At 28.1% G+C, this 13,462-nt stretch carries 14 protein-coding genes; 8 read left to right on the top strand and 6 right to left on the bottom strand.

Annotated elements, in window-relative coordinates:
* The first annotated feature begins 166 nt into the window (after nucleotides 1–166).
* From ACNI3D_RS11405 to ACNI3D_RS11395, 3 genes are read left to right on the top strand one after another with little or no spacing between them, the layout of a single operon-like run.
* Nucleotides 167–769, top strand: a complete 603-nt coding sequence (locus ACNI3D_RS11405) for an arylesterase (protein WP_419767093.1) — start codon at nucleotides 167–169, stop codon at nucleotides 767–769.
* Nucleotides 769–1,431, top strand: coding sequence for an ABC transporter ATP-binding protein (locus tag ACNI3D_RS11400; protein ID WP_419767092.1), 663 nt, complete (start codon nucleotides 769–771; stop codon nucleotides 1,429–1,431). The genes ACNI3D_RS11405 and ACNI3D_RS11400 overlap by 1 nt, the downstream gene beginning before the upstream one ends.
* Nucleotides 1,425–3,929 carry an ABC transporter permease gene (locus ACNI3D_RS11395; RefSeq protein WP_419767091.1) on the top strand — a complete coding sequence of 835 codons (2,505 nt, stop codon included), beginning with the start codon at nucleotides 1,425–1,427 and terminating at the stop codon, nucleotides 3,927–3,929. The genes ACNI3D_RS11400 and ACNI3D_RS11395 overlap by 7 nt, the downstream gene beginning before the upstream one ends.
* Nucleotides 3,930–3,943: 14 nt before the next feature.
* Here the strand turns inward: ACNI3D_RS11395 and ACNI3D_RS11390 are convergent, their stop codons facing one another.
* Nucleotides 3,944–4,348 (bottom strand): DUF350 domain-containing protein, encoded by a 405-nt coding sequence (locus ACNI3D_RS11390; RefSeq protein WP_375724234.1) that lies wholly within the window; start codon nucleotides 4,346–4,348, stop codon nucleotides 3,944–3,946.
* Between the two features lie 235 nt (nucleotides 4,349–4,583).
* Here ACNI3D_RS11390 and ACNI3D_RS11385 point away from each other — a divergent pair, with 235 nt between their 5' ends.
* Together ACNI3D_RS11385 and ACNI3D_RS11380 are read left to right on the top strand one after the other, a co-directional pair.
* On the top strand, nucleotides 4,584–5,258 hold the full coding sequence (locus ACNI3D_RS11385) for a response regulator transcription factor (protein ID WP_375724233.1): 675 nt from the start codon (nucleotides 4,584–4,586) through the stop codon (nucleotides 5,256–5,258).
* A complete protein-coding gene (locus tag ACNI3D_RS11380) occupies nucleotides 5,248–6,630 on the top strand; it encodes an ATP-binding protein (RefSeq protein ID WP_419767090.1) in 1,383 nt (460 codons plus the stop codon). Before ACNI3D_RS11385 ends, ACNI3D_RS11380 begins: the two co-directional genes overlap by 11 nt.
* Nucleotides 6,631–6,894: 264 nt before the next feature.
* Here ACNI3D_RS11380 and ACNI3D_RS11375 read toward each other — a convergent pair whose 3' ends face one another.
* Nucleotides 6,895–9,156 (bottom strand): glutamine--tRNA ligase/YqeY domain fusion protein, encoded by a 2,262-nt coding sequence (locus ACNI3D_RS11375; RefSeq protein ID WP_419767089.1) that lies wholly within the window; start codon nucleotides 9,154–9,156, stop codon nucleotides 6,895–6,897.
* A gap of 280 nt (nucleotides 9,157–9,436) precedes the next feature.
* On the opposite strand from ACNI3D_RS11375, the gene ACNI3D_RS11370 reads away from it, so the two are divergent.
* A complete protein-coding gene (locus ACNI3D_RS11370) occupies nucleotides 9,437–10,021 on the top strand; it encodes a hypothetical protein (protein ID WP_419767088.1) in 585 nt (194 codons plus the stop codon).
* 19 nt (nucleotides 10,022–10,040) lie between these two features.
* Here ACNI3D_RS11370 and ACNI3D_RS11365 read toward each other — a convergent pair whose 3' ends face one another.
* Nucleotides 10,041–10,814, bottom strand: a complete 774-nt coding sequence (locus ACNI3D_RS11365) for an SDR family NAD(P)-dependent oxidoreductase (protein WP_419767087.1) — start codon at nucleotides 10,812–10,814, stop codon at nucleotides 10,041–10,043.
* A gap of 132 nt (nucleotides 10,815–10,946) precedes the next feature.
* Between ACNI3D_RS11365 and ACNI3D_RS11360 the strand changes: the two genes are divergently transcribed.
* On the top strand, nucleotides 10,947–11,303 hold the full coding sequence (locus ACNI3D_RS11360; protein WP_419767086.1) for a hypothetical protein: 357 nt from the start codon (nucleotides 10,947–10,949) through the stop codon (nucleotides 11,301–11,303).
* A gap of 121 nt (nucleotides 11,304–11,424) precedes the next feature.
* Here the strand turns inward: ACNI3D_RS11360 and ACNI3D_RS11355 are convergent, their stop codons facing one another.
* Genes ACNI3D_RS11355 through ACNI3D_RS11345 form a run of 3 tightly spaced genes read right to left on the bottom strand, consistent with a single transcriptional unit; the run spans nucleotide 11,425 to nucleotide 12,800 of the window.
* Nucleotides 11,425–11,685 carry a muconolactone Delta-isomerase family protein gene (locus ACNI3D_RS11355; RefSeq protein WP_419767085.1) on the bottom strand — a complete coding sequence of 87 codons (261 nt, stop codon included), beginning with the start codon at nucleotides 11,683–11,685 and terminating at the stop codon, nucleotides 11,425–11,427.
* Complete coding sequence (locus ACNI3D_RS11350; RefSeq protein WP_419767084.1) at nucleotides 11,685–12,284, bottom strand: NAD(P)H-dependent oxidoreductase; 600 nt, start codon at nucleotides 12,282–12,284, stop codon at nucleotides 11,685–11,687. Before ACNI3D_RS11350 ends, ACNI3D_RS11355 begins: the two co-directional genes overlap by 1 nt.
* Nucleotides 12,285–12,338: 54 nt before the next feature.
* Nucleotides 12,339–12,800 carry a MarR family winged helix-turn-helix transcriptional regulator gene (locus ACNI3D_RS11345; RefSeq protein WP_419767083.1) on the bottom strand — a complete coding sequence of 154 codons (462 nt, stop codon included), beginning with the start codon at nucleotides 12,798–12,800 and terminating at the stop codon, nucleotides 12,339–12,341.
* Between the two features lie 162 nt (nucleotides 12,801–12,962).
* Between ACNI3D_RS11345 and ACNI3D_RS11340 the strand changes: the two genes are divergently transcribed.
* A complete protein-coding gene (locus ACNI3D_RS11340; RefSeq protein WP_419767082.1) occupies nucleotides 12,963–13,457 on the top strand; it encodes a protein disulfide oxidoreductase in 495 nt (164 codons plus the stop codon).
* The last annotated feature ends 5 nt before the right edge of the window (nucleotides 13,458–13,462 follow it).

Here is a 13,462-nt window from a genome sequence, read left to right as displayed (position 1 = left end):
TGTTATTGTATCTGTAAAAAATGATTATATTTAAAAATATTACAACTTGTAAGGTTTTATTTATAGATTTTTTATTGTTATTAATCTAAGTCTTAAAATTATGTTAATTTTTATTAAACCTTCTTGCTTTTAATAAAAAAGTTTTTGATTTTAGATAGTATTGCTTATGAAAAAAACTATTTTAATCTTATTTTTAATCACTCTTCAAATTGTCAATGCTAAAGATGATACGATTCTTTTTTTAGGAGATTCTTTAACAGAAGGACTTGGTGTCAATAAAGAAGATGCATTTCCTAGTCTTGTTGAAAATATGATTCACTCTAAACTCAAAAAAGATATTACAGTTATAAATGGTGGAGTTAGTGGCTCAACTACAAGTGATGGTCTCTCTCGCCTTAAATGGTATATGAAAAAGAAGCCATTTCTTATATTGTTAGCTCTTGGTGCAAATGATGGACTTCGAGGTTTAGACCTGAAACAAAGTCAAAAAAATCTTGAAGAGATAATCAACTATGCACAAAAATCAAATGCAAAAGTTTTATTAGCAGGCATGCTTATGCCTCCTAATTATGGACCTGAATATACAAAGCGTTTTGAAAAAATGTATCAACAAATAAAAGATAAATACAAGTTAAGAAGTATGCCTTTTTTATTAGAGGGGATTGCTGGAAAAAAAGAGTTTAATCAAAGAGATGGCATTCATCCAAATGTTGAGGGTCATAAATATATTGCAAAAAAAGTTTTTGAATTTATAAAGGAAGACCTCTAATGTTAGAATTAAAAACACTAAAAAAATCATATCTCCAAGGCTCACAAAATATTGAGATATTTGAAAATCTAAACTTTCACTTGGAAGAGAAAGAAAGAGTAGCTATTATGGGAAAATCTGGAAGTGGTAAATCAACACTACTTTCTCTTATCTCAGGGATTATCAAACCAAATTCTGGTGATATTTCTTTAAACTCTACTTCTTATAAAGATTTACAAGAGAGTGAATTAAATGATTTTAGAGCTACAAATATAGGGTTTATTTTCCAAAACTTTCATTTAGTCTCTTATTTAAATGCCCTTGAAAATGTGATGCTTCCTGCAAAAGTTTGTAATATTGCAAAGCCAAAAGAAAAAGCAATAGAACTATTAAAAAGTGTAGGGCTTTCTCATAGACTAGATCATCTTCCTTCACAACTAAGTGGTGGTGAAAAACAGCGGGTTGCTATTGCAAGGGCACTTATTCATAATCCCAAGATAATTTTAGCAGATGAACCAAGTGGAAATTTAGATGATGAGACTGGCAATGCAGTTATGGATATACTTTTTGAACTAATAAAAAAGAACAACATGACTTTGATTTTAGTGACTCACTCAAAAGATGTTGCTGCTCGTTGTGAAAAGACTTATGAGTTAGTTTCTGGAAGTTTAACTCAATGTTAGTATTAGAACTTGTTTTTAAGGCTTTGGCTCGTTCAAAGTCTTTTAGCTTGATATTTATATTAAACTTTTGTTTAGCTATTGCCTCACTTTCATATTTACAGTTTTTTAAAGGAAGTATAGAACACTCGCTAGATACAAAAGCAAAGGTTTTATTAGGTTCTGACCTTGTTGTATCTTCAAGGTTTCCTATAAGTGACCAAGAAAAACAAGACATCAAAAACAAACTTCCTGCAATAAAAGATTTTAATGAAGGTATTTCAACTGTTAGTATGATAGCTTCTAAAAAAAGAGCTAGGCTAATGGAAATAGTCAAGGTAAATGAAGGTTATCCTTATTATGGGGGATTGGTTTTTAAAGATAAATCTACTTATCCAAAAGTACAAGCCCAACCAAAATCAAATGAAGTTTGGGTTTATCAGGAGGTTTTAGATTTACTTGGTTTAAAACAAGGTGATAGTTTAAAAATCGGTCAAGAAAGTTTTATTATAAAAAAAGTCATTGAAGAAGACTCCTTAAAAACAGTAAGCTTTAGTGGTTTTATGCCTAAGATTTATATAAGTGAAGAGGGACTAAAAAAAACCAAACTCTTACAGTTTGGCTCTACTGCTAGATACAAATTAAACTATGTTTTTAAAGAAAATTTAGACAATGATAAATTAGAAAAAATCGAAAATCAGTTAGAAAAAAGTGTCGATCAAAACTTGAGAGTTCTTTCTCCCAATGATGGAAAAGACAGATTACTTCGTGTTTTGACATTCGTTACAGATTTCTTGTCTTTGGTTTCACTTGTTTCTTTCTTTTTGGGTTTAGTTGGACTTATTTATCTATATTCTGGTTTTTTAAGAAAGCATCAAAAAGACATTACTATTTTAAGCGACTTGGGACTTAGTAAAAAAAGTTTAGGTATTACATATATTTTGCACCTCTTTGTATTGATTACAATATCTACTGTTATTGTTTTTTCACTTATGAGTCTGTCTGCACAGTTTATAGGTCCTATTATCAAAAAACTTGTGGATTTCAATTTTGATTTTTCATTGGACTATTACTTTTTCTTAAAATCATCACTTGTATTAATACTTTTGAGTTTAAGTATAGGATTACCATTGATTTTGCCTTTCCTTCAAAGAACAAAGCAATCATTTTCTAAGATAATTATTAGTTTTATTCCTTTTATTACAGTTTTATTAATAATATCTCATTTTGTAACGCCTGCTAAAAATGTAGGTATTCTTTTTGCTTTAGCAATGTTAATCCTTATCATCTTATTTTTTGCAATTGGCTCTTTAGTTTTAAGAAAATTTGATTTTTCAGGGCATTTGGAAAATCTATCTTTATCCTTGGCTTTAAAAAATATTGTTAGACAAAAGAAGACATCTCTGACTTTGTTTACAGCAATACTTTTGTGTACGACTTTTTTTAGTCTTATTCCTCAGATTGGCTCATCTTTATCAAGTGCTTTGACCCAAAGTGCTGATGAAAGACCAAGGTTTTTTGTAATTGATGCAAAAGAGGAGCAAATAAAAGATATAAAAACTCAAGTTGAGAATATGGGAGCACGATTAGAAAATATTTCACCCATGATTCGAGGGAGAATAATAAAAGTAAATGATGTGGATTTTACAAATCATTCTAAAAAAAGTGGAAGCGAAGAACTAAAAAAAGAGAAAAATGAACTTAAAAATAGGGCAGTAAATCTTTCATATAGAAGTGGGCTCAAAAAAAGTGAACAAATTGTTGAAGGGCGAGACTTTAGTGGAGTATACAACTCAAAAGATTTTTCTAAACCAATAGAGGTAAGTGTTGAAAAAAGATATGCAAATAGAAGAGCAATAAAATTAGGTGACCGTCTTGTTTTTGATATCTTAGGTCTTGAATTAAAAGCAGTTGTAGTAAATATAAGAACCGTAAAGTGGACTGAATTTGTACCAAACTTCTTTTTGATTTTGCAAGATGGTGCTTTAGATGATGCTCCTAAAACTATACTAGCAACTATTTCTTCAGGGAATTATGATGCAACTGCTATGCTGATAAAGCTGACTGAGCTTTTCCCGAGTTTGACTGTTATTGATGTAAAAAGTTTATTTGAGACTTTTTCAAACCTTGTAAAAAATGTCACAGAAATAACTGATAATATGAGTCTTTATTCCATAATTATTGGGCTTCTTATGAGTTTTATTATTATTCAGTATCAAATGAATTTACAAAAAAACAATATATTAAGACTAAAAATGATTGGAGTAAAAAATAAAACCATCAGAAACTCTTTTTTAATAGAATTTGGGGTAATCTCATTTTGCGCAAGTTCTTTGGGAATCGTTTTAGGAAGTATTGGTTCATATATTATAAGTAACATACTTTTTGAGTCTTATTGGGATTTTAGACCAGATGTTTTATTGTTGTACTTTTTCTTTATACCAATTTTGACCATCTTGATTGTTAGCTTTTTTACTTCAAGAATGATTCACCAAAAAGAGAATATTCTTTTTGGTGAGTAGTTAATCAATGAGTTTTAGTAACTCATTGATCCTGCATTTAAAAGTCCAATTGAGATTGATAAAAATGCCATTAAAATCCCCACAGATATGATTCCATCAGAAATCTTTGTTTTAAAAGAGTATTTTCCCCCAAGTCTTGTTACAATAAATGCAAAAATTAATTGAATCAAAATAGCAACTGTTCCCCAAATAGCAAAATCTATATACGATATAGAGTTAACTAAGGCACTATATAAAGGAATAGAAACCCCAATAATAGCTCCACCAAAACCAAGTGCTGCTGCTAGATTATTGTCCTCAAAAATAAGTTTATAATCATCATAAGGTGTAACAACTGCATACAAATAAAGAAAAATAATCACTAAAATAATAGCTGTAAGAAAGAAGCCAAGAAAGCCTATAAATAATCCTATTTCCATTTTAAATCCTTTTTTGAAATCTTATCTAAAAGTAGCTATATGCTTTATTATGGTATTTGTAATAACATTTATTATTAAAATTGTTAAGAAATTGTCAAGAACTATACACTTTGTAACTTTGCAAATTGATAATATAATAACTACTTGACTAAAATGAATTAACTACAGGAGGATTATTTAGATTTTTTTGTTAAAATATATTGCAAATAAGATATGATAATTGAAAAGGTGAGATATGAAAAAAGTATTACTAGTTGAAGATGACTTAGTTTTACAAAACTTGATAAATGAGTATTTGGAAGAATATAATTATTTATGCAGTGCCTTTTCAAATCCAATAGATGCCTTGGAGTCATTTAAAAAAAAACCAGATGATTTTACTATCGCTATACTTGATTTAGGTCTTCCTCTTATGGATGGTTTTGATTTGTTTAAAAAATTAAAAGAGATAAAAAATATTCCTATTCTTATATCAACAGCAAGGGATGATATAGGTAACAAAATCTATGGATTTGAACTTGGGACAGATGATTATCTTTCAAAACCATATGAGCCTAGGGAACTGATTCTTAGAGTTGAAGCCATCTTAAAAAGATACAATAAAGCAGATTTTCTTAAAATACATGACTTAAGTATTGATTTAAATAGCTCAAGCGTTTTTTTAAGTGATGTTGAAATAGAGTTTACTAAAGTTGAAAAAGAGATTTTTTTATTATTTGTAAATAATTTAAATAAAATCATATCAAGAGAAGATATAGTAAAAGAGACTTCACTTAATGATGATACAAAAAACAGAACAATAGATACTCATATTAGTAATATTAGATTTAAGATTGATGATAATTCCAAGGAACCTAAATATATAAAATCTATTTGGGGTATTGGGTATAAGTTTTTTTATGACAATTAGAAAACGACTATTTATATCATTTTGCTTAATCTTATTGCTTGTTGCTTTTATTATTGGAGTGTTTTTTTATACAATTTATAATCTAAATAGCATCAATTCTCAACAAAAACATAGGTATGATCAATTAATAAGAATGGAAAAGCTAAAAGAGTTTAGTAACTCTTATTCATGGATAGTGCTTGATATTATAACGGACTTTGACAAGATACAAATAGTAAAGGATCGAATCAATAAAGCAAATGTACTCTTTGAAAATTTGAGTACTCAAAAAACTAAAATCATAAATAATTCTGAATCAAAAGAAGAAGAAAGAAGTTTAGTTTTGATTTTTTCATATTTTGAGACTATGCAAAAATCAATAAGTGAAGAATTATATACTTTAGTGCTTAATAAAAATACTGATTTTATTGCCTTTAATAAAAAGTTTGAACAAGTAAATATGCATAGTCAAAAACTACTTGAAGAAGAGATAAAATATTTACAAGAAAAATTAAATCAAACTCAAAATAAAAGAGATGACTTTTTAGATACTATAAAACTTGAATTAGTTATTTTATTTATTGTCTTGTTTTTACTTAGTTCTATCATCTCTTCAAAGATTATAAATGAGATAAAAGATAAGCTTGATAAATTAAATCAAGGTGTTTTACATTTATTTAAAAATGATGAAAAAATTATAAAAGTAGACATTGGACGCAATAATGAGCTTAGTGTGATAACCGAAAATTTAAACTCATATTTAGAAAAACAAGCAAATATTATATATTCAAGAGAAGAGCTTTTACGAAATATTAGTCATGAATTAAAAACCCCAATTACGAAGGGAAAGTTCATGCTTCGAAAAATCAAAAATAAAGAAGATAATCAAATACTAAAAGATATAAATACAATCTTTTATGATATTGAAAAGCTTACAAGTAAACTTTTACAGAGGGAAAAACTAAACTTTGCAGTTTTAAAAAGAAGTAAATTTAAAGTGAGTTCTTTAATACTAGAATCTTTATCTAAACTCTCTATTGAAAATGAGTCAAATGTAACAGTCAATATTAAAAATGATTTTAATATTGAAGCAGATTTTTATTATCTAACTATTGCCCTTAAAAACTTGATTAGCAATGCTCTGAAATATGCTAAAGAGTTTCCCATAGTAATAGAAAGTTGTGATGATGGAATTTATGTAAAAAATATCGCAAATGAACTTTCAAATGATTTAATATATTACATCCAACCTTTCACAAGAGAGCCAAACCAAGAAGAAGGTCATGGTTTGGGCCTAAATATTGTAAATAAAATATTAGAGCTTCATGGATTTGATTTAAAGTATACCCATAAAGACTCATATAATATATTTAAAATAATATTTAAAATTTAGATTTTAACTAGCTAATGCACTAGATAAAAATCCTAATCCTAAAAATACTACAACATTTACTATTATTAAGTTTCTTAAGAATTCCATGATAGTTCCTTTTTAATAATTTTCTTATAATTTAATTTTAGTATATTTCTGCAAAGTTAAAAAGGGTATAGTTCTTGACATGTTCTTAACAATTTTGAGTGTGAGGTTTTTTGGTAAAAGAAGTAACTTAATAGTTACTTCTAATTAGCTTCATATAAAAATGATGAGGTATTTATATTATTTCAACTTCTGTGCTACAAGTTCATTTACAACTTGTGGATTTGCTTTTCCCCCAGTATTTTTAAGAACTTGTCCTACAAAGAAGCCTAACAGTTTTGTATTACCTGCTTTGAATTTCTCTACATTGTCTGGATTTTTTGAGATAATTTCATCGATAATTGGTAAGATTACTGATGGGTCACTTATTTGTACTAGTCCTTTTGCTTCAACTATTTTTGTTGGATTATTCCCAGATTTACACATCTCTTCAAATACTTGTTTTGCAATTTTACTTGAAATAGTTTCTTCATCTACCATTTTAATAAGTTGTGCTATTTGAACTGCTGTAAATTTCAACTCATTTATTTCTTTTTCTTTTAGCTCTTTTGCTATATCATTTGCTACTATATTTGCTATTGCAACAGGGCTATTCAGCTCTGATAATGCCTCTTCATAAAATGATGAAAGCTTTTCATCTCTTGCTAAGATATTTGCAACTTCACTATTTAATTTAAGTTCAGTTGTATATTTATCAAATAGTGCTTTTTCTTTTTCATTTAACGCTTGGGCTTCACCATGCACTTGTGCATTTTTTATTTCTTGTTTAGGCGCAGCTTTTACTGTCTCTTCAACTACTTTTGTTTTTTTAGCCCAAGAGTCTTTTAGTCCTACTATTTTATTAAACACTGGATTTTCATCTGTGTAATCAATTGGGTCAGCATAAAAATACCCTTGTCTTTCGAATTGGAATCTAACATCAGCTTTATCAGTTATAACAGCTGGCTCAATAAGTGCATTTTTAATAACATGTAAAGAATCAGGGTTTAAATCTTCTAATCCATCAGGAGCTTCGCAAGAGTATAATCTGTCATAAAGTCTTACTTCGATTTTTTTTGCCTCTTTTGCATCAACCCATTGAATAGCACTTTTAACCTTGATACCACTTGTATCTGAACCACTTTTAGAATCAGCATTATACTCAGCTTTTATTTCTGTAATATTTCCATTTGCATCTTTAATTACTTCTTTACAAGTGATGATATAAGCATGTCTTAATCTTACTGGTTGTTCTAGTGTAAGACGATTGTAGTCTTTTTGTGGATTTTCAGAAAAATCTTCTCGTTCGATATAAAGTTCTTTTGAAAAAGGTATTTTTCTTGAACCCTCTTTTGGAACATCATGTGGATAGTATGAAGCCTCAATGCTTTCACTTCCTTCATAGTTTTCAATGGTAACTTTTATTGGGTCAAGTACACACATCACTCTTGGTACTTTTGTATTTAAATCATCTCTGATACAAAATTCAAGTTGAGATACATCTACCATAGAGTTTGCTTTTGCAATTCCTATTTGGTCACAAAAGTTTAAAATAGACTCAGGTGTATATCCTCTTCTTTTGTATCCAGCAATTGTAGGCATACGAGGGTCATCCCAACCACTTACATATTTACCTTCTACTAGCTCTAGAAGCTTTCTTTTACTCATAACTGTATAGTTGATACCAAGTCTTGCAAACTCGTGTTGGTAAGGTCTTGGTGGGGTTAATTTAAGAGTATCAAGTACCCAATCATAAAGTTCACGGTTATTTTCAAATTCTAGTGTACAAATAGAGTGAGTAACACCTTCTGTATAATCTGACAGACAATGAGCAAAATCATACATAGGATAAACATACCACTCATCTCCTGCTCTATAATGGTGAGCATGTCTGATTCTGTATAAAAGAGGGTCTCTCATTTTCATGTTAGAAGCCGACATATCAATCTTAGCTCTTAAAATATGTTCACCATCTTTAAACTCACCCTTTTTCATTCTCTCAAAAAGGTCTAAGTTCTCTTCAATAGAACGATTTGCATATTTACTTCGTTTCCCTGCTTGTGTAACAGTTCCTCTGTATTCTCTTATCTCTTCTTCATCTAGACTATCAACATATGCTTTACCCATTTTAATGAGTTCAATAGCATAATCATAAAGTTTAGAAAAATAATCAGAAGTATAATACTCTGTTTCTCCCCACTCAAAACCAAGCCATTTTACAGCATCTTTAAGAGCCTCAACATATTTTGTATCTTCTTTAGTAGGATCTGTATCATCCATTCTAAGGTTGCAGTGTCCACCAAAGTCTCGTGCAATACCAAAATTTATACAGATAGATTTAGCATGTCCTATATGTGGAAATCCATTTGGCTCCGGAGGAAATCTTGTAACTACTTCTTTGTATTTGCCTGACTTTAAGTCTTCTTCAACTTTGACTCGTAAAAAATCTTTGTGCTCACTCATTATTAATAAACCTTTTAAATAAACTTTGTTTTGATTGTGAAACTATTATTAGGGCTGTATTTTATCAAATTAGTGCTTAGACAAAGAGTATAAGTTAAGATGTTATTTTACTATTCATTATTAAACTGCAACTCCTTCATTAATAAGAGCTTTCTTCTTTTAGTTGCTTAAAATATCATTTATTAAAATAATTTTAATATAAAATTGGTATTTTATTACTATTAAGATATTATTTTACGAAAACTATATTATTGTGAAGATTATTAGAAGGAAGATAACAATGAAAAATACTATTTTACTTTTTATTAGTTTATTAATTATTACTCTTTTAACTGGATGTGGAAATAATGAAATTGCGCTACAAGTTCCAAATTATGATAAAGAAAATAAACTTATAGATATTAATGGATTTAAAATAAGAAATGTTACTTATCACACGAGAAAAGAAACTAAGCCAATATCAAATCTTCAGTTTGTTAATTATATTTCATATTACAATGATAGATACAAATTTGATAATGAAATATGTAAAGAGATTACTGTTAGACTAGATATCTCAAGAGGAGATAAGTATTATATATATTCAAAGCTAGATGATATTAAAACATATTATAGTAATAGATGTAGTACTAAACAACTATATAAAACAAATGTTTATTTTGGAGAATGTACAGAAAAAAAGGTAGAAAAGATAGATAATAAAGAAAAAATAACTACAATACAAGTATATGGAATTACTCAATCAACTAGAAAAAGTCAAGGATATGGAGATAAACTTGCAATAGGTTTTTATTCTAATAAAGAATGCTTTGAAGAATACAAAAATTATTTACTAAAAAAATATAAACCTAAAGAAAGTAAGTAAAGGAATTAATTACATTTTATTAATTTCCCCTATGTACTAAATATGAATTTCTTTGCGAAATAGGGGTTATATCTAGGTATTGAATATTCACATTTTTAGGTGTATTGAGTACATGAATGATAGTATTTGAAATATCTTTTGCACTTAATGGTTCATAACCTTTATATACTAAGTCTGCTTTTTCTTTATTTCCTTTAAAACGCACATTTGAAAAATTAGTTTTTGTAGCTCCTGGTGCAATATTTGTCACTTTAATATTTGTTCCTAATAAATCTATATTCATAGCTTCACTTAGCGTTCTAACAGCAGATTTTGTAGCACAATAGACATTTCCACCTGGATAGGTTAATTTCCCAGCTTGAGAGCCTATATTAAGTATATGTGCTGTTTCTAATTGTCTCATTTGAGGAATAATTACTTTACTAACATAAAGTAATCCTTTGATATTTGTATCAATCATTGTCTCCCAATTCTCAATATCTCCCTCATCAATTTTTTCAGTTCCTAGAGCTAAACCTGCACTATTAATAAGAATATCTACACTTATCTCTCCAAGAATTTTATTTAATTTTTTATTGACAGCATCTTTTTTTGTAATATCTATGCTTTCAATTAGAACTTTTTTTTGACTTTTTTCTAGAATCTTATTTTGAAGTTTTTGAAGTTTTTTTAAATCACGTCCAATTAAAATAAGATTTAAATTCATCTTTGATAAATCAAGGGCTAATTGTTTACCTATACCAGATGTGGCTCCTGTGATAAGAGCAGTTTTGTTTTTTATATAGTTTTTCATTCATAAAACCTTTCTCTTTTGATATAGTATATTATAGTATTGTTTTTATCAAGTTTATTAATTGCCATAAATAAGGTACTAATGATTAGTTATTTTATATATGATAATAAAATTTAAATTATGGAGATATATATGCCACATATAGTATTGGAAAAGGCAAAAAGTGTAAAAGAGTGCTACGATGCAATTGAGCCAATGATGCAACAGCTTGAAAAAGGAATACTTAAAATAACAAATAAGTATATAGATTACAAAGAAAACTCAGCACTAATAGAGAGTATTTCAATAGAAGATGGCAAAACTCAAAACTTTTTTATACAACTATCAAGTAAAGGTGAAGCAGTAACAGTAAGACTTTTCCCACTTACTGATCCTGAAAAAACAAAAGGTGTTAAAACACTTATGGGAATAGTTGCAAAAAAGATAAAAGATTCAAATGCACAAATAAATTATGGTAAAACAAATTTGCAGGATTTTTTAATAGAGTAGTTCTAAACACATTACTAATAATGTAAGTTAAAAGGTGAAAAATTTTAATTAACTGGACAATAGTGATTTGATATGTAAATAGGATTCTAATTATTATAAAATCCTATTTTCTTGTTTTTTGTTAGTTCATATTAAGTGCATAAGTTTTAAATGCAAGATACTTTTTCAAAGGTAAAGAATCATTGATCTCTTGTACTTCTTTTTCATTATTTGTAAATGCTACAAAATATCCGCCACTTTTATCTTCTTTTAACCACATATGTCTTATTTCTCCACTATTTAAAAGTTCCTTCGTTCTTTGCTGTTCTGCGGGGAGTAAATCTTGAAAATCTTTTGATTTAGGATCTGCTATTATTGTGAATTCAACCATATATTCTTTCATTATTTTGCCTTTATTGTTTCTTGATTTATTTTTCTTATGTATTTAGTTAATCCATTGTCCCAAGACTCATTGAGTAACTCTTCTTTGTATTCTTTTACTTTGCTAGCTAATTCCTCATCATCCATGGCAGCAACACCATGTACTTTAAACGCTTTTGTATAAGTCATTCCCGTGAGACTTGCCATTACTTGAAAAGGAGATAAAAGTTCATTTATAGATTTTTTATTCCATGAACCTTCTTGATATGAATAATCTGGACCTCCAATTGTAGTTACGATTTTAAATTTTTTTCCAAAAAGTTTATCTCCTTGGTTTCCATATGCAAAACCATAAGTTAATACTTCATCTTGGTATGCTTTTATCATTGCAGGTGAACTATACCAATACCAAGGAAACTGGAAAATAATTCTTTCATGTTCTAAAAGCATATTTTGTTCAGCTTCAACATCAAAAGCTTTTGTATCACTTCCATATAATGAATCTAGGTGTCTAATTGTTAAATTATTTAAGTGCTTAATTCCATTAATTAGACTTTTGTTAAATTTTGACAGTTCTAAATTTGGGTGACTTAATATGATTAGGGTTTTTTCTTTAATCATTCTTCTCCTTTATTGTTTGTACATACAAATAATTGAATCAAATAAAAAGAGAACTTATTTGTTCTCTAAAAATTTATTTGCTTTAGCCATATTAGATGTTAATTCTATTGCAAACTCTTCTCCTAGTATGTCACAGTAAGTATTAAAAAGTCTTTTCCATGATTCTTTTATACTCGGTAATAATGCTTTACCTTTTGATGTTGCAGTTATTGTCATATTTCTTCCAACTTGCTCTCTTTTGAGATAATTTTTTAAAATAAGTTTATCAACAAATCGTGTAACAGTTGAGGGTGCTAGTTTTAAAACATTTGCTAATTCACCTATTCCAATTGATTCTTTTTCAATAACAACCATCATCAAAAATGCATATGAGGGTGCAAGTCCAGTTGACATAAATGCATCTTCTGTCATTTTGTTTATTAATCTACTCATTGTATTTGAAGTAAAAAACAAACAACATTCTAGATAATTATTAATAGTTTCACAACTTTTAATAGTTTCACAACTTTCTGACATCAAGGCTCCTAGTTATTTGTACATACAAATGATATAATTAAAAAAATTAAATAAAGCTTAATATTTGTATGTACAAATATTAATTCTAAAATTTCACCTAAACACATTACCAACAATATAAAACTATAATTACTATTCTTAGAATTTCAAGTAAGGTAAAAGATGAAAGACAAAATAAAAAAGTATCTTAAAGAGGGTATTATAATTGTATTGATGTTGATAATAGCTATGAATGGAATTAGTTATTATAAAGCACTTGATTTAAACAAAGATAGACTAGATATAAATACCTTTACTCTTCTTGATGGCAAAACTTTTGATATACCTAAAAATAAGCCCGTACTTATTCATTTTTGGGCCTCTTGGTGTCCTATTTGTAAACTTGAAGCTGCAAATATTGAAAAAATCTCTAAAGAGTATGAAGTAATAACCATAGCCGTTCAATCTGGAAGTAAAGAAGAGATACAAAATTATTTAAAGCAGAATAATCTTACTTTTAAAGTTGTAAATGATGATGATGGATTTTATTCTCAAAAGTTTAATATCAAAGGTTTTCCTACTACTTTTATTTATGACAAAGATAAAAAACTAAGATTTAGTGAAGTAGGGTACACAAGTACGGTTGGTCTTTATATAAGAATGTTATTGAGCAAATAAAATAG

This window comes from Arcobacter siniprincipis (SeqCode) (genome assembly GCF_048571125.1).
GTDB lineage: Bacteria > Campylobacterota > Campylobacteria > Campylobacterales > Arcobacteraceae > Arcobacter > Arcobacter siniprincipis.
Note: the sequence above shows the minus strand (reverse complement) of the source record. Positions and strands in the feature narration are given on the sequence as shown.